The following is an 18,925-nucleotide window of genomic DNA, read 5'->3' on the forward strand; positions in this document are numbered from 1 at the left end:
TAAAAACTGGCGGAGCGGCTGCTTAACTCGCGATGCGGAAGCAGCCTGGCGGAAGCTCAGCGAAGCTGGGCGCCCGCCATCTCCACCAGCTGCGGTCTTCTGATCCGGACCTTGTCGACGTTGCGACCATCCAGGGCGACGACTTCATAGGTCAGGCCACCGAAGCTTACGCTTTCGCCCTGGTTCGGCAGATGTCCGAGGCGCCAGAGAACGAGGCCCGCCAGCGTGGAGTAGCGGTCGGCCTCATCCACCAGATCGACGTCCAGCAGCTTTGAGACATGGCGGATATCGATCCATCCGTCGACGAGCAGCGCGCCGTCTTCCTCGTGCTCGACCGTCAACTGGTCGTCATCATCGTCGGCAAACTCGCCGGCGATGGCTTCGAGCAGGTCGGTCGGCGTCACCAGGCCTTCCATCGAGCCATACTCGTCGAGCACGATCGCAACCTGAAGGGGCGACTGTCGCAGCTGCTCGAGCAGGCGCAGGGCGCTCACGGTTTCATGCACGACCAGTGGCTGGCGAAGCGATCGGTTGAAGTCGATCTTGCCGGTTTCGAGCAGGTCTCTCAAAAGGTCTTTTGCGAGCGCGACGCCCAGGAACTCGTCGAGATTGCCGCGTCCGATCGGGAAGCGCGAATGGCCTGTTTCGATGATCTTGCGGCGCAACTCGTCATCGTTCTCCTCGATATCCAGCCACTCGACATCGAGCCTCGGGGTCATGACCGATTTCGCCGGGCGCTCAGCAAGTGTCAGCACGCCTTCGATCATCTCGTGCTCGACCGGCGTGAACAGTTCGTCCTCTGTCGCCCGCTCCGCGATGACATCGGCCGTTTCGCCGAGTGACGTCTCGCTCTTGCGTCGACCGAGGAGCGAGAGAACGGCATTCGCGGTGCGCTCGCGCAAATCACCCGTTGTCATGAACCGCTCGCGGTTGCGGCGGCCGATCTGGTTGAAGGCCTCGATCAGCACCGAGAAGCCGATCGCCGCATAGAGGTAGCCCTTGGGGATATGGAAACCGAAGCCTTCGACGATCAAGGAGAAACCGATCATCATCAGGAAGCCGAGGCAGAGGATAACGACGGTCGGGTGTTTCGACACGAAGGCCATCAGCGGCTTGGACGCAAGCAGCATGACGCCGACGGCGACGATAACCGCGATCATCATCACGGAAAGATGCTGCACCATGCCGACGGCGGTGATGACGCTGTCCAGCGAGAAGACCGCATCGAGGACGACGATCTGCACGAGGACCTGCCAGAAGACCGCATGCTCCACCTTGCCTTCCTTGTGACCGGCATGGCCCTCGAGGCGCTCGTGCAGCTCCATTGTCCCCTTGAACAGGAGGAACAGGCCGCCAAACAGAAGGATCAGGTCACGCCCGGAGATCTCGGCGCCGAGCACCGTGAACAGAGGCGTGGTCAGCGTCACGATCCAGGCGATCGAGGCAAGCAAGACGAGGCGCATGCCCAGCGCCAGTCCGAGACCGATCAGTCGGGCTCTTTCCCGTTGATGCTCTGGAAGCTTGTCCGCGAGAATGGCGATGAAGACGAGGTTGTCGATACCGAGCACGATCTCGAGAACGATGAGGGTGGCGAGACCCGCCCAGGCGGCCGGGTCAGACATCCATTCGAACATCATTGGGTTTAAAGGCCAGCCCTCAAGGCAAGGCCAATCCTTCTATTGTTAAGGGGAAAAGAAAATGCGTCGCCCGCCCGTCTGGCAGACGGCTACGAGCGCAACGGAAGTGACCGCGAAACCGCTTCAGCGGCGCCGCGATTGTAGGGTCTGATAAAGGTTGGTCAGGGTCGGCGTCGTCAGGCATGCCGCTTGGTCCGCCTTGTCGGACAGGCCAGATAAGGCGCGGCAAACAGCAAGCCGAACGCGGCCCATCCTGCGCGACCGGAGAGGCGGCGGGTCGTCGTGACCGGATGGGGGACAGGCAATGGGCTTGGTGCAGCTGGGGTCATGAGAAGAGGATGGTTTTGGTCGGAGGCTGGCTTCCGGGGGACGGGATGATCCCCGGAAGCCAAAAGCGGCGTCAAATATCTTCGTCGCCGCCGAAATCCATGTCGTCAGCGGGCGCTTCCGGCTCCGGGGCAGGGGCGGCGGGTTGAGCGGCCTGGGCCTCGTTGCCGCCGAACATGCCCGCGATCGCGTTGCCGAGCAGGACGCCACCGGCAACGCCCATCGCAGTCTGCGCGGCGCCCGCGAGGAAGCCTCCGCCGGCGCGCTGTTGCATCGGCTGGCCGTAAGCCTGGCTCTGGTTGCCCCATGGCGAGCTCGGGGCGGCATGGCCATACCCTGCCTGTTGCGGCGCCGGGCGCGGAGGGGCAGCATGGCTGCCGAACATCGAGGCGAAGAAGCCACCGGGCTGCTGGCTCTGTGCGCCGCGCGCTTCCAGTTCCTCGATGCGGCGTTGAGCCGCCTCCAGCGCCTGCTCCTGCACAACGATCGTCTGCGCCATGTAATAGGGCGCGCCCGGCTGCTGGCCGATCCGCTCCTGAATGAAGCGGTCCGCTTGGGCGTCGCGCGGAGCGGATTGCCGCTCCGCCTGGGCGAGCTTGGAGAACAGGCCGTCGATGGCCTGCTGATCATTGCGATCCATGAGATATGTCCTTGATATCGGCGACTGTTATTCTTCGCGCTGGCCGGTGAAATTCAGCAGCAGCTGGAAGATGTTGACGAAGTTCAGATAGAGCGAGAGGGCGCCGAAGACCGCCAGCTTCTGCTGGGATTCCTGGTCGAAGTTGTCGGCATACTGCTCCTTGATGTTCTGCGTGTCCCAGGCGGTCAGACCGACGAAGACGACGATGCCGATCACCGAGACGGCAAACTGAAGAGCGCTGGAGCCGAGGAAGATGTTGACGATCGAAGCGATCATCACGCCGATCAGGCCCATGATCATGAACGAACCGAACTTCGCGAGGTCCCGTTTCGTCACGTAGCCGTAGAGGCTCGTCGCGCCGAACATGGTGGCGGCGATGAAGAAGGTGCGGGCGATGCTGGCGCCGGTGAAGACCAGGAAGACCGAGGCGAGCGACAGCCCCATGACGGCGCAGAAGGCCCAGAAGGTCATCTGTGCCGAAGATGCCGACATCGAGTGCATCTTGAACGAGAAGAAAAAGACGAAGGCGAGGGGCGCCAGCATCACCACCCACTTCAGCGGGGTGGAGAAGATCGGCACGTAAAGCGCCGGCGTTGTGCCGACGACGAAGGCGACAAGGCCCGTCACCACGAGGCCGAGGCCCATATAGTTGAACACGCGCAGCATGTGCTGGCGAAGGCCCTCGTCGAGGGCGGCGGCCGAAGCCTGGCTCATACCGCCGAAGCGGTTCTGGTTCTGATACATGAAGGTTTCCTCAGTAAAGTGAGTTCTTGAGAAGCTCGGCCTCGTCGCTGAGGCCGATGCCCGGCGTGCTTGAAACGACGGCATAGGCAACCTCACCGACCTGCCACCAGGCAGCCTCGGCATTGGATAGGTTGAGGTCCTTTACGGGTTCGACCGCGAAGCGACCGGGCCTGCCGGCGAAAAGTGAAATGACCGTGCCCGCATCGGTCTTGACGCTCATCTCGACGCTGGGTCCGAATTCCGACGGGAATACCTGGACATCGACGACGTTCCAGCCCTTCGGCAACTCCGGCATGACGATGGCGGTCGCGGCACGAATGTCGTCCCGGTCGTAGGTCTGGACCTCCGGCTGCGACGGCATTCCCGCCCGGACGAGCGAGGTCTGATGGGCGCGGATGGCGTGCTCCACGAAAGCCGGGGGATGGGCCGAGGCATTGACTTCGCTCGGGCCGACAACCGAATGGGCAATCCACCCGACCGACACCAGCAAGCCGACCGCCGCAACCTTCTGCAGCGCGTTCCAAACGCGCACATTGGCCAGACCAGATGAAAGGCGCCGAGCCGCCTCGCGCGTTTCCGGACGACCGGCAACGGCGTCCGACGTCATCGCCAGCTTGAGCGTGGTGCGCATGCCAAGGTCGGCCATGACGCGCGCCGCGGCATCCGGGTTCCTGGCAAGCCAGGTCTCGACCCGTAGTCGACCGGTCGCATCCAGCTGATTGTCGATGTAGGCGTCGAGATCGCCATCGGTAATCGTATCGACGTCAGTCATTGTCGCCTCCGACAAGCTTCAGATGGTTGGGCTTCTTCCGACCGCTTTCGAAATCCCTGAGCGCCGCCCGCGCGCGCGAGACGCGCGACATCAAGGTCCCGACGGGAATGTCGAGTATGTCGGCCGCCTCCTGGTAGGAGAGGTCTTCGACCGCCACGAGATGTAGGGCTTCGCGCTGCTCTTCCGGCAGCAGCATGAATGCCTCGCGAACCTGAGCGAGCCGGACGCTGTGTTCCTGGTGGGCCGGGTAGGACGACGCCGCTTCCTGCGCCGTCTGGCCGTCACGCTGGCCGCGCGACATCGCCGACCGCACTCGATCGATATGGGCGTTGCGAACGATGGCGAAGAGCCAGTTCCGAAGGTTCGCGCCTGACCGGAACGTCGAGCGCCGCTCGTAGGCTCTCACCAGGGCATCGTGGACGAGATCTTCAGCGTCGGGCGAATTGCGCGCGAGCGAACGCGCATAGCGCCGCAGCGCGGCCAGCTGCCCAATAACGTCGAAAGCACCCTTTTTCGAATCCATACCCGCATATACGGAGCCGATGCGAATTCTCATCCATGGTCGACGAAAAAAATGTCATCCACCCGGATGCGGCACATTCGGATAGCATATTCGCCATCATAAGCGGAGCGCGCTTGCGCTTTGGTTGCCCGGGGCTGCCCCTATGTGCTCGCGGCTAGCGCTTCGAGGGTTGCGGCAAGCAGCATACGGGCACCGTCGATGGAATGCGCGGGCTCGACATATTCCGCTTCGTTGTGGCTGTGCCCGTCTCGGCAAGGCACGAAGATCATGGCTGCCGGCGCGACGCGACTGACGAACAGGGCATCGTGGAAGGCACCGGAGAGCATGCGCTTGGTCTTCAACCCGAGCGAGGCGGCGGCGCGATCGAGACAGGCGAGCAGGTCGTCCGAGAAGAGAGCGGGCGGCATGTCGAAGATTTGCCGCGCTTCGCCCTGGCAACCGTTCGCTTTGGAGGCACTGTCACATGCCTGCCGGACCCGCGCCTCCAGGTCGTCGATGGCTCTGGTCTCCGGATGGCGTATGTCGACAGTGAATGTGACCGAGCCCGGAATCGCATTCACCGAACCTGGTTCGACCGCGAAGCGGCCGACGGTGAAGCGTGCGCGCGGGTCGCTCGGCATGGCATACTTGTAAAGTGGTTCAAGCGCGGCCACGGTGGCGGCCATCGGGTCGCGACGGAATTCAAGCGCCGTCGTGCCGGCATGCGCTGCCTGTCCATCAATCGTGACCTCCAACCACCGCGTGCCCTGGATGCCGTAGACGATACCGACCGGTATGTTCTCACGCTCGAGCGACGGGCCCTGTTCGATATGAAGCTCCAGGTATCCGGAGATCGGGAAGCCAAGCGGGCGCATTTCGGCTTCCGGCAAGGCTTTCAGTGTTGCCTCCAACTCGTCGACGAACAACGCGCCATCGCGCCCGCGAAGATCGGACCAGGCCTCGGGGATGGCGCCGGCGGCGAAAGCCATCGATCCCATCGTGCCCGGGGCAAAACGGCTTCCTTCCTCGTTGGTCCAGGCGACGACCTCAAGCGGAAGATCGGTCTCGATGCCGGAATCTTCGAGGCTCTCCAGCACCTCAAAGGCCGTCAGGGTGCCGAGTGCCCCGTCAAAGCGCCCGCCGGTCGGCTGGCTGTCAAGGTGGCTGCCGATGACGAACGGCGGGCGATGAGGAAAGCGGCCCTCCCGCCTGATGAACAGGTTTGCCATCGGATCCTGAAAGACGCGAAAACCGCGCGCAAGCGCGAGTTCCGCCAGCATCAGGCGGGAGGCGCGATCTTCCGGCGACAAAGCCTGCCGGTTGACGCCGCCGGCCGGCGTCCCGCCGATCCTTGCGAAATCGTCGAGACGCTTGAGCAGGCGCTTGCCGTTGATCGTTGTTCGAGAGGTCATGGCCGTTCTCACATGTCGCCTTGATCAGCTGTAGGCTGCATCATGAAAGGCGATTTCCAGTTGCTGCGCTCGCCCGAAGATAGCGCTCAGGCGTTTGCGCTCGGAAGCGTCGAGCGTGTTGCCGGCCGCATCCAGTTCTCGGCTCAGCCACTTCGCCTGGGCCGCGAACTCATCATCGGCGTGCATCTCGACCCATTCCTTCAAGTGCGGATCGGCAAACGATGAACGGACGGCCCTTTTCGACCAGGTCCAGTACATCCACTCGGCCGCAAACATGGCAGCGACGGTATCCAGGAAACCGCCGTTCCGGGCGATCTCCAGCATGCCCGCCCGAAAAGCCTCGACCTCGGCGACATCGAGATCGTAGGCGCCGGGATCGATGTTGCGCTCGGCAAAAATCCGTTCGAAATAGGCGATCTGCTGATTGGCGAGCGCGTCCAGAACGGCAATCAGCCAGCGCTTCTGTTCGATTGTCTCGGCTTTGGCCGTCGCAAAGGCGAAGATCGAGATCGCGGTTTCCACGAACGCGCCCTCATAGACGAGATAGCGTTCGAAAACCGGTGTGGGCAGGCGCTCCATGACTATGTCCTCGACGAAGCGATGGTTCACCATGGCTTCGAAGACGGCGGCGTTCTCCCGCAGGATCTGTTGCGAAAGCGTTTCAGCCGCCATCGTCACGCCTCCAGCGCGGGTTCGGCAGCGGCGCGGAAAGCCTTCACCCGCTCAATATCGACCGGGTTCCACCAGACCCCGCCCTGCTTCAGCGACGAGGCAACGATCACGCCGTTGGTGCGTTTGAGGATTTCGACGATGTTGTCCTTGGTCACGCCCGAGCCAACCAGGAGCGGCAGGTTCGTCGCCGAGCCGATTTCCTCGATTTCCTCGATGGTTGCCGTATTGCCGGTGCGCTGACCGGTGGCGATCACGCCATCGGCGTCGAAGAAGGCGAGGTCGCGCGTCAGTTCCTGGATCGAGCGATCGGCAACGATGGCGTGGGCGCCGTGCTTCACATGGCTGTCGGCAAAGACTTTGATGTGCTCGGCGCGCAGCAGGGAGCGGTAGCGCATCGCCTCTGCGGCCCGCCCTTCCATGAAGCCTTCGTTGGCGACATAGGCATTGGCCCACTGGTTGACGCGAATGAATTTGGCACCGCCAGCCATGGCGATGGCAAAGGCCGGGATCGGCGCATTGGCAAGAACGTTGATGCCGAGCGGCACGCCCGTCGCCCGCGCGATCCGGTCGGTGACGACGGACATGAAGGCCGCCGTTTCGTGGCCGATATCTTCCGGTTTGGAGAACGGCACGTCGCCGTGATTTTCGATCATCAGGCCATGCAGCCCACCCTCGACCAAGGCCTCGGCATCGCGCATGCAGGCGTCGTAGATCGCGGACATATCGGCGCCCCGATAACGCGGCGCCCCCGGGAAAGCCGGGCAATGGATCATGCCGATCAGAACCTTGTCAGTCCCGAATATTTCCCTTATGGCGCTTGAGGACTTGTCAGATATTTCCTGCATTTCTCTCCCTTTCGAAGGTATGTTCATGCACGCTTACGTAATCGGTAATGTGACGGTGGACGAGACCATCGCCGTGTCGGAAATGCCGGCCGCGGGCGCATCGATCCACGGTAGCCAGCGGTCCCGGGACCTCGGTGGCAAGGGCGCGAACCAGGCTGTCGTCATGGCCCGCACGGGCCTGCCGACGAGCCTTGTCGCAGCCTTCGGCGACGGTTTTCGCGCCGACATGATCCGCCAGCATCTGGCGAGCGAGCCGGTCGTCAGCAGGCTTGTGCCGGTCCTCGGCAAGTCCACCGACTTCTCGATCGTGCTGACCACGCCGGATGGCGAGAACGTCAACATCACGACCACGGATTCAGCCCAGAACCTCACGCTTGCCGACGCCATCGCTCCGCTGACCGACGCGGTCCCCGGCGACCTCGCGGTGCTCCAGGGAAACCTGTCGGACGAAACGACACGCGGCATCCTTGAAGCTGCACGCGCTCGTCACATGATCACCGCCTTCAATCCGTCTCCCTTGCGTCCCTATTTCGGCACCCTGTGGCCCTTGATCGACATCGCTTTCCTCAACCAGGGCGAGGCGCAGGCGATGACCGGCACCAGCGGCGAAGAGGCTGCCCGCAAGCTGCTTGCGGCCGGCGTTCGCGAAGTCGTTCTGACCTTCGGCGGCGACGGAGCCATGCTCGTCACCGCCGAAAGCAGTGTCCGGATCGGCGCCGTCGAATGCGACGTCGTCGACACCACAGGCGCCGGCGACACGTTTATGGCGGTGGCGCTCGCATCCGCCGCACTTCGTGGCACTCGCCTCGATCGCACCGCGATCGAACATGCAACACGGGCCGCCGCCATCACTGTCAGCCGTCCCGGAACCCGTTCGGCGTTTCCGTCGATCGAGCAGTTGCAAGCGATCCTCGCCGCGCGCTAGGCTCTCCCTAGCGCGCGATCCTCGCTGTGCTTAGCGCGCCGTTTCCGTCATCCACCCAAGGATGTTCTTCCAGAGGCGGCCGTAGCCCTCCCATTCGCAGAATGCCGGCGACAGCCAGTGGGGGCCGATATCGGACGTCCAGGCGGCGGTGCGCCCCTTGCCGAAGCCGCCAAGCACGAGCAGCGGATGCCCGCCCTGGTCTTCCGGCAGCCGGGCGATGACCTCGGCTCCATCGCGAACCTCCACCTCATTGACGCCAAGAAGCAGCGGCCAGCTGCCCGAAAGCCCCGCCATGGTCGGATGATCCGGCTTGACGACGTCTGCAACCGCGCCCTCGGGAATTTCGACGCGGTCGTCATAGGGAAGGCAGGTCACCGGAAGCGTGTCTTCGACGGCCGTGCGGCGCCAGCGCGCCTTGCCATCGATTCCCTGGAAGGAGAAGTAGCCGCCGACCATCAGCAGCGCTCCACCCTTTTCGACCCAGGCCTTGATGAGCTTCAGCCGGTTCGGAACGGTACGCGAATGCAGCCATACGGCCGGCGGCAGCAACAGCGAGTTGGCGCCGATATCCGACAGGATGATCGCATCATACTGGTCGAGGCCGGCCATCTCATAGGGGAACTGGTCGACGGCGTCGTGTGCGGTCATGTAGGTCAACTCGAACTCGCTGTCCTTGAGCACCTTGACGAGCGGTTCCGCGCCCAGATGGAAGGTGACGCTACCGAACTGGTCGAAACCCTTGTAGTGGGTGGCGGAGCTTACCCAGCTCTCACCGACGAGAAGCACTTTCTTTGTCATGGTCTATCCGTGTGTCTTGAATTGCGATGGGAGCCGATGTCAGGCCCCGGTTTGGAATACCGAGCGCGGGTTGTCCCGCATCATTCTGTCGAGCGCGCCGTCGTCCAGTCCGTGCCGTTTGAGGCGCGGCAGGAAGTGGCGCAGGACGTAGGCGTAGCCGTTGCCTCCGTAATGGCTGAGCATCATTTTCAGGAACACGTCGTGCGAAAGCAGGATGCGGTCCATGTGGCCGGCGTCCACCAGCCTGGCGATCGCCCGTGCCGCCTCTTCGTCACTCGGGCATTGCACCTGCTGATCGGCATAGAAGAAGTCCATGCCGATCATGTCGTATTCGATGAACGCCCCGCGCTCGGCGAGTTCGCTTTGATAGGTGAAGTCGTCGTGAGACGGGTTCATGTGACAAAGCACGGTGTGGCGCAGATCCGCACCTTCCTCGGCGACGACATCGAGCACCCGGTGGCCGAGCCGGAACCAGCCGGGCAGGTGCACCATCAATGGCAGGCCGGTCCGGACCTGCGCCCGGGCGGCCCCACGCAGGGACTTCTCCTCCGCTGGAGTGAAATCGGAGGAGACGCCGATCTCGCCGATCAGCCCGATTTTCACGCCCGTGCCGTCGACACCGTCGATGGCCTCGCGCACGATGCCATCGGCGATCTGGTCGACGCTCATGTCGGCGACCTCGGCGGGATGCGAAGAAGCGAGATAGTATCCGGCTCCCATCACGATGTTGAGGCCCGTCGCCCTGGAGATCCGCTGCAAGGCGAGCGGGTTTCTGCCGATGCCCTTGCAGGTGGGTTCAACCACCGTGCGGCCACCTTCAGTCGCGAAAGTCTGCAATTCGGCGATTGCCAAAGGTTCGTCGTCAAGCGTGATGTTGTGCTTGTTGACGAAGGGGTCCTGGCGCAGTTCGCCGAGGATCTCCATGCAAACGAAGCCTTCAGCGAGATACTGACGCTCCTTCGTTTGCGGCGCGTTCCACCAACAGCGGCAATCGTTGAGGATATGCTCGTGCATCAGCGTGATGCCGAGTTGATCCGCGCCGATCGCGCCGTTCACCGTCATCACCTTGCCGGACCGCACATGTCCTTCGGACAGCTCCTTGCTCATGGCGGTCATCTCTTGCCGCCGAAGCGGAAGTTGGCGGTGAAGATCCGGGTGTTGAGCCAGATCGCAACGAGAATGATCGCGCCGGTAACAATCTGCGTAAAGAACGGCGAGATATGCATGAGAATGAGGCCGTTACCGATGACCGCGATCGTCATGGTGCCGAGCACGGTGCCCAGGATCGTGCCGCGGCCACCCATTAGAGATGTCCCGCCGAGCACCACCGCGGCGATGACCTGAAGCTCGAAGCCGACGGCGGCATTCGACGAACCGGAGCCGAGGCGCGCAGCGATCAGCAGGCCGGCAAGGGCGCAGGCGACGCCAGCGATCATATAGACCGAAGCGATCACCCATTTCGCCGGCATGCCGACGCGGCGGGCGGCTTCCATGTTGGATCCAACAGCCACGACCTGGCGGCCGTATTTGGTCGAGGATATGACGACATAACCAGCGACCGCGACCGCAACCGCGATCAGGGCAGGCATCGGAATACCCAGCAATTCGCCGCGGCCGAGCATGAAGAAGCCCGGGGCATCCTTGATCGGGATCGAATAGCCCTGCGTCAGATAGAGCGCCAAGCCGCGCAGGATCGACAGGCCGGCAAGCGTGACGATGAAGGCCGGAATCCCCTGATAGGCGGTGAACCATCCCTGCACGAAGCCAAGAAAGGCGCCAAAGAAGAGCATCGCGATGACGACGAGAGGCCAGGGATACCCCATCGCCAAGACGATGGCGGCGACTGCATTGACCAGGGCGACCTGCGAGCCGACCGAGAGGTCGATGCCGCCGGTTATGATCACCAGCGTCATGGCGACCGCGACGATGAGGATCGGCGCTGCCTGGCGGATGACGTTCAGGATGTTGCCGAGCGTCATGAAGGTATCGGTCGTGGCCGCGAAAAAGACGACGCAGGCCAGGAAGAAGAAGGCGATCGACAGGACCTGGGCGTTTTCCGAGAGGAAGTCTGCCGCTGGCGAGCCTTTCGCGCGTTCGGTGTAGGCCGTCATTGCTTGGCTCCTTCCCCGACGATCAGCTTGACGAGGTCTTCCAGGTTGGTCTTGCCGATTTCGCGCTCTGCCACCTTGGTGCCTTCGTACATGACGGCAATGCGGTCGCAGACCCGGAACAGGTCCTGGAGGCGATGGGTGATCAGGATGACCGAGACGCCCTTTGCCTTGACGCGGTTGATCAGCGCGAGCACGGCTTCGACCTCCGCCACGGCAAGCGCCGAGGTGGGCTCGTCCATGATCAGGACCTTCGGATTGAACGATGCGGCACGCGCGATCGCGATCGCCTGGCGCTGTCCACCCGAGAGCTGGGCGACCTTGCCGGTCAGCCGCGGAATGCGGATTTCCAGCGCGTCGAGCATCTTGCGTGCTTCGGCGAGCATGGTCTTCGTGTCGAGGAATGGTCCCTTGCTGATTTCTCGGCCGAGGAAGAGATTGCCGACCACGTCGATGTGGTCGCAAAGGCTCAGGTCCTGAAAGACCATTTCGATGTTGCGGTTGCGCGCATCTGCAGGTCCTGAGAACCGGACCTCTTCGCCTTCCAGGGTAATGGTTCCGCCATCGGGAATGTAGGTTCCCGAGATGACCTTGGTCAGCGTCGATTTGCCGGCGGCGTTATCGCCGACGAGGCCAAGGCATTCGCCGGGGTAAATATCGAGGTCGACGCCACGCAGCGCCTGGTGCGATCCGAACGTTTTGACGATCCCCTTGAGGGACACGCGGGGGCTGACAGCGGCGCGGGAGGGCAAAGCCCCCCCGACACCAGCGACAGCGGGAGGATGCTGTCTTTCAGTCGTCATCATTTGAAGATCGCCCGATATGGCTCGACGTTGTCCTTGGTGACGATCGTTACCGGCACGGCGATGGTCTTTTCGACGCTGCCGCCGTCAGAGACCTTCTTCAGAGCGTCGACGGCGGCGGCGCCCATTGCAGAAGGATCCTGCTGGATCACGGCGGTGACATAACCTGCGTCGATGCCGGCGATCGCCTGGGCGGTCAGATCCCAACCGAAGACCTTGACGCTGTCCTGCTTGCTCTGGCTTTCGACCGCGGCGATAGCACCCATCAGGGCCGGCTCGCCGGTCGCATAGATCGCGGTCAGGTCGGGGTTGCCGGTGATCAGGTTCTCGGCTGCGGCGAGCGCGTTGTCCTGCACATTCTGTCCATCGACGACGCCGGCCGAGCTGATGCCGTCGACGTCCTTGATGGTCTTTTCAAATCCTTCCTGGCGAACGTTCTGGATGAACGAGTTAAGCGCGCCGACGACACCGATCTTGGCTTTGCCATCGGCGTTGGCCTTGATGTAGTCGAGGAAGAACTTGCCCATGTCGGCGCCCGCCGTGGCGTTGTCGACGCCGATCTGCGCCTTCTGGGGGCCTTCCGGAAGGATCGCATCGATGGCAACGACGGGGATCCCGGCTTCGGCCGCCTGGTTGACCGCCGGCATGATGCCGTTGACGTCGATTGCGACGACGGCGATGCCATCGACCTTCTGCTGGATGTAGGTTTCGATCGCACTGTTCTGTGCAGCCGGGTCGTTGTTGGCATTGAAGATGACGAGCTTCGCGCCGGCAGCGTCCGCTGCCTTCTGCGCGCCTTCGTTCATCTGATTGAAGAAAAGCGCCTGCTGGTTGATTTGCACGAGTGCGAAAGTCTTTTCGGCGGCAAGGGCTGGCGGAAGAGCCGCGCCGAGGGTCGTCAACGCCGTAAAACCAAGCGTGGCGATTAGGGTCCTGCGTTTCAAGTTCCAGTTCATGTTCTCATCCTCTGTTGGTTCTCCATTGCGTGATTTATCGTTTCGCCGGCGGAGCAACGGATTTCCGCACGACGATTTCGACTGGCAGGAGCTCTTCGACGAGAGCCTGCTTGCCCTGCCAGTTTGTTTCGAGAAGAAGGGAGAGGGCGCGCTCGCCGATCGCTCGGACCGGCTGGCGAATGGCGGTCATGGGCGGACCGAAAAGATGCAGCGGGCCGACATCGTCAAAGCCGATGACAGAGACATCGTCAGGAACGGACACCCCCTGGTCACGGAAGACCTCGATCATGCCGATGGCGATTTCGTCCGAGCTGGCGAAGATCGCCGTTGCCGGGCGGCCTTCCTCGATGAAGCGTTTCGCCGCCTGCCGACCAAAGGTCACGGTGTAGTCGCCGGCGTATTTTGACAGCCGGAAATCTTCGCCGAACGCATCGCGCAGCGCCTGCTCAAGACCGTTGAAGCGCCGACGCGAACTGATCATCGCTTCGGGGCCACCGACGAAGAGCACATCCCTATGCCCGAATTCGGCCAGATGCCGGCCGGCGAGCGATCCGCCCATCTCGTTGTCGCAGAACAGCTTCGGTGCCTGGGCGCCCGGGACGTCTTCGTCGGCGATCACGACTTTGCCGGTGCGGTTTATCAAGGTGGCGAGTTGACCGTCATCCGGGTGGTTGGTGACAAAGATCAGGCCGTCGACGTGATTGCGTTCGATAAGTTGGAGATAGGCGACCTCACGACCGGCCCGGTTCAGGGTGGCGTAAAGCGAGACGGCAAGACCGCGGGTATCCGCCTCTTCTTCGACGGCTGCCACGAGCGTCGCGAAGAAGGGGTTGGCAATATCGGGAACGACAAGACCGATGGTATCGGAGCGACCGCGGCTAAGCCGGCGGGCATGCGGGTTGGGCTGGTAATTGAGGTCGCGGATCGCATCCGAGATCCGCTTCTTCGTCTCGAAGGGCAGGTCGAGCGATCCGTTCAGCAGGCGTGACACCGTCGTCACGGAAACGCCGGCAGCTCGGGCTACATCCTTCAGACCTGTGACGCGTCGTGTGGTCACCTTGGCTCCATCCCTTGCCTTTGTAAACCGATTTACTAAAGCGCTTTACAATAAGATTTCGAGTTTCATGTTCTGTCAAGAGACTTTCTCGGGCGCGGCGGTGGCGCGCGTATCTGGCCACGGATTTGGGACGATTGGCGGCGGCGAAAAGACCGAAAGACCGATACCGTTTGCTCTTGAGAAAACAGCATCTTGGCGCTGCGAGGCGGGAACAAATCAGCGCCCTGATCGATTGAGCGATCATGGAAAACAAGGTTCTTTGGGCAGTGCTGACGCTGCTATCCCCCGCCGGTCTGGCCAATGCCCAGGCGCTTCAGCCAGAAACCATCGACCGTGCGTCGATCACGCCCACATCGCTGGAACGAAGGACCGAGACCTCGGACACGCCAGATCCCGCCATCGTCCGGCTTCAGGTTCTTCTCGATCGGGCAGGGGCTTCGCCCGGCGTGATCGATGGTTTCGCCGGCGAGAATGTCGCCAAGGCGATCGCCGCCTTCGAGACCATGCAAGGCCTGCCCGCTGACGGAAAACTGGACGCCGACGTGATCGGGCGACTGTTGGAGCAGACGACGGTGGTTGAGCCCTATGTCATCTCCGAGGACGACGTCAAAGGGTTGGTGGCTGAGATTCCTGAAGACTATTCCGAGCAGGCGAAGATGGATCAGCTCGCATACACGAGCGTCGCCGAGAGGCTGGCAGAGCGCTTCCACATGGATATCGATCTCCTCAAGGCACTCAATCCAACTTCAACGTTCGCGGTCGGTGATACGGTCTCCGTTGTGAACCCAGGGGCGCCGAGGCAAGGAACGGTCAAACACATCGAAGCACACCGGCGCACCGGTCAAATTTTGGCGCTTAGCGCCGATGGTACGCTGATCGCGGCCTATCCGGCGACGATCGGCAGCCGGGAGACACCGTCTCCTTCGGGAACGCACAAGGTCAAAGGAGTCGCCCGGATGCCGCCCTATGTCTACAATCCCAGGATCAACTTCAAGCAGGGCGATAACCGAAAGGTCCTGACCTTGCCGGGTGGCCCGAACGGGCCGGTCGGCACCGTCTGGATCGATCTCTCGAAGCCCACCTACGGAATCCACGGGACGCCGGAGCCTTCGATGATCGACAAGTCGGGATCGCACGGATGCGTTCGCCTCACCAACTGGGATGCAGAGGAGTTGGCGGCGATGGTCAAGCCTGGCGTCATCGTCAAGTTCGTCGACTAAGCTACCTAAGACGCTCAGGAATTTTTGAATGGCCAAAAAGCGAAATCGGCCACCGAACACGCCGGTGATCGTTCGCGCAATTCCGAAATCGAAGCTTCAGCGGATGCGCGTCTGAACGCGCACGATGTTCATCTGAAGCTCGTGGCTGGTTGCGTATCTGCCAAGCACCTTGATCAGGCGCAGCTCTTCGGTCTTGTGAATGCCGGTCCGCCGGCAATAATCCGCGACGTCCCAGATATGCTTGATCTGGGAGTTGTCGACTGCTCGAACATCCGTGTGTTTCATCCCGTGCCTCCCCTAACCCAACACAACGTTTGGAGGCCGGTTTGGTTCCGCCAGGACACGTTCCCGGCGGTTATCGCCTATGCGTGCGGGGCCATAGTGGATGAGCGACGGCTACAGGGTACAGAGCGAGCGCGACGTCGGGGTCAGCCTTGAAACCTCGATCCTTCGCCAGCACTGGCTATCCATTCGAGGCAAGACCTCACTGGTCCACCTGACGTCCTTGCTCAACCGCTCCTGATGCCTTGAAAAGCCGTTCTCGTCCTCATGCATTTCAAACCAGACAAACACCGTCTCGCCTTCACGGACGGGGAGCCTCGGGAAGGCGTTTGCGCTGCGCTCGGTGACGAAAACCGCATCGATTCGAGCGCCGGCTTCTTCGAGGATCGGCAGCGCCTCGGCGATGAAGAGTGCAGCGAAACGGTCCTCCGTGCCGGGGGCGAGCGAGCAGATGTTCACAGTGACGAGACCTTTGGTCGACCGTGTCTCCTTCTCCCTTGCAAGATTGCGGGCAAACGGCTGTGTGCCGGCGACAGGCTTGAGCAGCAATACGTTGTCCGAGTTGAGCATCGTCTCGTTGGCCAGAGATCCATGCTCCTTCCAGACCGGCCCCGAATAAAACGCCGCCAACGCCTCCGTTCGCGCCTCCATATCCGCAAAGGACCGTACCCAGACGAAGGCGTTGGGATCACCACAGTCGCGGAATTCACCTTCGACACGCATTCCAAGCGCTTCCTGCGGGTCGACGAATTCGCGGTCGAACAGATCGATCAGGCGTTCCCTTCCGCCGGGATGAAGTCGGTAGCGGCGAAGTTCGTAAACGGCGTGCGGTTTCATGATTCCTCCAAAAACAGGTCGATTGTCCTGTTTTTAATAACAGGTTGATCGACCTGTTTTGTCAAGGCACTATCTGAATCGGATTTTCAGGTGACGGTCATGAGCGAACACAAAAGAACCAACGACCCGCAAGCGGTGCGCCGCAGGATCGTGGATGCGGCCTACCAGGCCTTTGTCACGCAAGGATACCTCGCGACGGGAATGTCGGAACTGCGCGCGAAGGCCTCCGTATCGGGGGGCGCCATGGCGCACCACTTTCCGGCCAAACGGGAACTTGGATTGGCCGTTATCCGCGACCGCGTCGCCGTGGCGGTGCGGCAGACGTGGATCGAACCGCTGCATGCCTCCAGCGATACGCCTGCAGCAATCGATCAGATCTTCACCGAGATCATCAACGAACTCTCCGAGAACGGTTCCGTCTCCGGCTGCCCGCTGAACAATATGGCGATCGAAGTCTCCAAGCACGATGACGAGATGCAGGAGGCACTGGGTGCGATTTTCGACGCCTGGGAGAAAGCGCTGGCGGCGCGATTCCACGAAGACATCCGCCTGAAACGCGTCGCCGACATTCAACCTAACAGTCTCGCGACCCTCATCATCGCCGCCTATTCCGGCGCCATGGCGATGGCAAAAGCCAGTCAGGACACGCGCCCGCTCGTAAACTGTCAGGCGGAGCTCGCAGCCCTTCTCGCGTCCAAATACGCCTAGGTCGGTCCGACCGATGCGCCCGCTTTCGGTTGGTGGTTCTGACACCCTTTCGGCTTCCAAGCCAAAGGCCTTCATTCGAGATTCTTCGCAAATGTCGCCGGTGTGGGCGACAGGCCACAGCCCTAGATGCTAGAGGTGTTCATCGGGAAGGGGCACTCCAGTAAACAGGAGACTTCTCGATGAGCAGAACAGCCATGAACGCCCTCGGACAACCGCTCCATTACAGCGGAAGTTCGACCGCATGGTTTTCCGCAACCGGCTCCGGGTCCACGCTCTACGGAACACCCGGCAACGATTCGATCTGGGGCGACAGTTCCGTCGATGTGACCATGTTCGGCGGCACGGGCGATGACATCTACTACCTCTATTCATCGGCGAACCGGGCCGAAGAGGCACCCGGCGAAGGGATCGACACGATCGATACCTGGATGAACTACAGCTTGCCGGAGAACTTCGAAAACCTGACCGTCACCGGTGACGGCCGACATGCCTTCGGCAATGCCGCCGACAACATCATTACCGGTGGCTCCGGCAGCCAGACCATCGATGGACGCGCCGGCAACGACGTGCTGATCGGTTCCGGAGGCTCGGATACGTTCGTGTTCGGGCGCGGCAACGGCAGCGACCTTGTCGCCGATTTCAGTTCCAACGATACCATTCGCCTCGACGGATACGGGATCACTTCGTTCGACGAGGTGCTCGCGAATGCGGCCCAGGAGGGAAACGATCTCCGCCTCCATCTCGACGATGGCGAAAGCCTGGTCCTGGCCGATACGACAACCGATGAATTGCAAGAAGGCCAGTTCCAGTTGAGCCTGGACCGATCCGGCCTGACGCAGACCTTCTCGGACGATTTCGACACGCTTCAGCTCACCGACGGTGCAAGCGGCGTTTGGGACGCGAAATACTGGTGGGCGCCGGAGGAGGGGGCGACGCTCTCGGAAAACGGTGAGCTGCAATGGTACATCAATCCGGGCTACGGACCGACCGCATCCGCCAACCCGTTTTCGGTCGAGGATGGTGTTCTAACGATCACCGCAGAACGTGCACCGGAGGCGATCCAGTCCGAGATCGGCGGTTATGACTACACGTCCGGGATGTTGACGACCTATTCGTCCTTTGCCCAGACCTACGGCTACTTCGAGATGCGGGCCGACATGCCGGACGATCAAGGCGCCTGGCCCGCTTTCTGGCTGCTCCCCGCCGACGGTTCCTGGCCGCCGGAGCTTGATGTCGTCGAAATGCGCGGGCAGGACGCCAACACCGTCATCACCACCGCGCACTCCAACGAAAACGGCGAGCACACGATCGTCCGAGACGGCGCGCAAGTCGCCGATACCGACGGGTTCCACGATTACGGCGTGCTTTGGACGGAAGACGAGATCGTCTGGTACTTCGACGACACGGAGATCGCCCGCGCCGATACCCCAGCGGACATGCACGAGCCGATGTATATGCTCGTCAATCTCGCGGTCGGCGGAATGGCCGGTACGCCCGATGGCGAATTTGACGATGGGGCGGAGATGCAGATCGATTCCATCGAGGCCTATGCGCTCGACGCCGACTGGCTGATCTAGACGGACAAGAGACGAAGGGAGCCGGCAGCATCCACGCTGCCGGCTCCGACTGAGCCTATCTGGTAGTGAAAGGGAGCCGCAACGTTCCGCCGATCCAGCTCCG

The 18,925-nt window shown here is 62.1% G+C and carries 20 protein-coding genes; 4 read left to right on the forward strand and 16 right to left on the reverse strand.

Annotated features, from left to right (window positions below):
* Positions 1-56 precede the first annotated feature (56 nt).
* From M2267_RS23435 to M2267_RS23470, 8 genes are all read right to left on the reverse strand, one after another.
* Positions 57-1,637 carry a TerC family protein gene (locus M2267_RS23435; protein ID WP_429117572.1) on the reverse strand — a complete coding sequence of 527 codons (1,581 nt, stop codon included), beginning with the start codon at positions 1,635-1,637 and terminating at the stop codon, positions 57-59.
* Positions 1,638-2,037: 400 nt separating this feature from the next.
* Positions 2,038-2,604: a DUF2076 domain-containing protein gene (locus tag M2267_RS23440; RefSeq protein WP_429117574.1), complete on the reverse strand. Its 567-nt coding sequence runs from the start codon at positions 2,602-2,604 to the stop codon at positions 2,038-2,040.
* Between the two features lie 27 nt (positions 2,605-2,631).
* Positions 2,632-3,348: a Bax inhibitor-1/YccA family protein gene (locus tag M2267_RS23445; protein ID WP_043621199.1), complete on the reverse strand. Its 717-nt coding sequence runs from the start codon at positions 3,346-3,348 to the stop codon at positions 2,632-2,634.
* 10 nt (positions 3,349-3,358) lie between these two features.
* Positions 3,359-4,120 (reverse strand): anti-sigma factor family protein, encoded by a 762-nt coding sequence (locus M2267_RS23450; protein ID WP_429117576.1) that lies wholly within the window; start codon positions 4,118-4,120, stop codon positions 3,359-3,361.
* Positions 4,113-4,643 (reverse strand): sigma-70 family RNA polymerase sigma factor, encoded by a 531-nt coding sequence (locus tag M2267_RS23455; protein WP_043621195.1) that lies wholly within the window; start codon positions 4,641-4,643, stop codon positions 4,113-4,115. Before M2267_RS23455 ends, M2267_RS23450 begins: the two co-directional genes overlap by 8 nt.
* 140 nt (positions 4,644-4,783) lie before the next feature.
* Positions 4,784-6,034 (reverse strand): Zn-dependent hydrolase, encoded by a 1,251-nt coding sequence (locus M2267_RS23460; protein WP_429117578.1) that lies wholly within the window; start codon positions 6,032-6,034, stop codon positions 4,784-4,786.
* Between the two features lie 24 nt (positions 6,035-6,058).
* Positions 6,059-6,706: a TenA family protein gene (locus tag M2267_RS23465; protein WP_429117579.1), complete on the reverse strand. Its 648-nt coding sequence runs from the start codon at positions 6,704-6,706 to the stop codon at positions 6,059-6,061.
* Between the two features lie 2 nt (positions 6,707-6,708).
* Positions 6,709-7,551, reverse strand: coding sequence for a BtpA/SgcQ family protein (locus tag M2267_RS23470; RefSeq protein ID WP_043621188.1), 843 nt, complete (start codon positions 7,549-7,551; stop codon positions 6,709-6,711).
* Between the two features lie 25 nt (positions 7,552-7,576).
* Between M2267_RS23470 and M2267_RS23475 the strand changes: the two genes are divergently transcribed.
* A complete protein-coding gene (locus tag M2267_RS23475) occupies positions 7,577-8,476 on the forward strand; it encodes a ribokinase (RefSeq protein WP_429117582.1) in 900 nt (299 codons plus the stop codon).
* 30 nt (positions 8,477-8,506) lie between these two features.
* On the opposite strand, the gene M2267_RS23480 is transcribed toward M2267_RS23475, so the two are convergent.
* From M2267_RS23480 to M2267_RS23505, 6 genes are read right to left on the reverse strand one after another with little or no spacing between them, the layout of a single operon-like run.
* Positions 8,507-9,274: a glutamine amidotransferase gene (locus M2267_RS23480; protein WP_034790452.1), complete on the reverse strand. Its 768-nt coding sequence runs from the start codon at positions 9,272-9,274 to the stop codon at positions 8,507-8,509.
* A gap of 39 nt (positions 9,275-9,313) precedes the next feature.
* Positions 9,314-10,381 carry a phosphotriesterase family protein gene (locus M2267_RS23485; RefSeq protein ID WP_429117585.1) on the reverse strand — a complete coding sequence of 356 codons (1,068 nt, stop codon included), beginning with the start codon at positions 10,379-10,381 and terminating at the stop codon, positions 9,314-9,316.
* 5 nt (positions 10,382-10,386) lie between these two features.
* Complete coding sequence (locus M2267_RS23490) at positions 10,387-11,385, reverse strand: ABC transporter permease (protein WP_192449862.1); 999 nt, start codon at positions 11,383-11,385, stop codon at positions 10,387-10,389.
* Entirely contained in the window at positions 11,382-12,185 is an 804-nt protein-coding gene (locus M2267_RS23495; protein ID WP_429117587.1) for an ATP-binding cassette domain-containing protein, read from the reverse strand. Before M2267_RS23495 ends, M2267_RS23490 begins: the two co-directional genes overlap by 4 nt.
* Positions 12,185-13,141, reverse strand: a complete 957-nt coding sequence (locus M2267_RS23500) for an ABC transporter substrate-binding protein (RefSeq protein ID WP_429117589.1) — start codon at positions 13,139-13,141, stop codon at positions 12,185-12,187. The genes M2267_RS23495 and M2267_RS23500 overlap by 1 nt, the downstream gene beginning before the upstream one ends.
* 34 nt (positions 13,142-13,175) lie before the next feature.
* Positions 13,176-14,198, reverse strand: a complete 1,023-nt coding sequence (locus M2267_RS23505) for a LacI family DNA-binding transcriptional regulator (RefSeq protein ID WP_156134187.1) — start codon at positions 14,196-14,198, stop codon at positions 13,176-13,178.
* Between the two features lie 242 nt (positions 14,199-14,440).
* Between M2267_RS23505 and M2267_RS23510 the strand changes: the two genes are divergently transcribed.
* A complete protein-coding gene (locus M2267_RS23510) occupies positions 14,441-15,418 on the forward strand; it encodes a L,D-transpeptidase family protein (RefSeq protein ID WP_429117591.1) in 978 nt (325 codons plus the stop codon).
* 96 nt (positions 15,419-15,514) lie between these two features.
* Here M2267_RS23510 and M2267_RS23515 read toward each other — a convergent pair whose 3' ends face one another.
* Positions 15,515-15,703 (reverse strand): hypothetical protein, encoded by a 189-nt coding sequence (locus M2267_RS23515; RefSeq protein WP_429117594.1) that lies wholly within the window; start codon positions 15,701-15,703, stop codon positions 15,515-15,517.
* A gap of 111 nt (positions 15,704-15,814) precedes the next feature.
* Positions 15,815-16,537, reverse strand: coding sequence for an NIPSNAP family protein (locus M2267_RS23520; RefSeq protein ID WP_429117596.1), 723 nt, complete (start codon positions 16,535-16,537; stop codon positions 15,815-15,817).
* Between the two features lie 99 nt (positions 16,538-16,636).
* Between M2267_RS23520 and M2267_RS23525 the strand changes: the two genes are divergently transcribed.
* On the forward strand, positions 16,637-17,245 hold the full coding sequence (locus M2267_RS23525) for a TetR/AcrR family transcriptional regulator (RefSeq protein WP_429117791.1): 609 nt from the start codon (positions 16,637-16,639) through the stop codon (positions 17,243-17,245).
* A 179-nt stretch (positions 17,246-17,424) separates the two neighbouring features.
* Positions 17,425-18,822 carry a family 16 glycosylhydrolase gene (locus M2267_RS23530; RefSeq protein WP_429117598.1) on the forward strand — a complete coding sequence of 466 codons (1,398 nt, stop codon included), beginning with the start codon at positions 17,425-17,427 and terminating at the stop codon, positions 18,820-18,822.
* Positions 18,823-18,925: the final 103 nt, after the last annotated feature.

The organism is Ensifer sp. KUDG1, assembly GCF_050434285.1.
GTDB lineage: Bacteria > Pseudomonadota > Alphaproteobacteria > Rhizobiales > Rhizobiaceae > Ensifer.